General features: G+C 71.8%; 1 protein-coding gene. It reads left to right on the top strand.

Features of this window, described 5'->3' with window-relative positions; all coding sequences use genetic code 11:
- Positions 1-255: vitamin B12 dependent-methionine synthase activation domain-containing protein (locus ADK64_RS14750; RefSeq protein WP_159046247.1), on the top strand; the 255-nt coding region annotated here is incomplete at both ends.

Genomic DNA, 255 nt, shown 5'->3' with positions numbered 1-255 from the left:
CGAGCGCACGCGGTTCACCTTCCCGCGCCAGCGCCGGGGCCGCAGGCTCTGCCTCGCCGACTTCTTCCGCCCGGAGGAGTCCGGCGAGAGGGACGTGGTCGGCCTCCAGGTCGTCACCGTCGGCTCCCGCATCGGCGAGGAGACGGCCAAGCTGTTCGAGGCCAACTCCTACCGCGACTACCTCGAACTGCACGGCCTGTCCGTGCAGTTGGCCGAGGCGCTCGCCGAGTACTGGCACGCCCGCGTCCGCAGCGA

The organism is Streptomyces sp. MMG1121 (genome assembly GCF_001280015.1).
GTDB lineage: Bacteria > Actinomycetota > Actinomycetes > Streptomycetales > Streptomycetaceae > Streptomyces.
The sequence above is the reverse complement of the archived record's forward strand: the minus strand, read 5'-3'. Positions and strand labels throughout refer to the sequence as shown.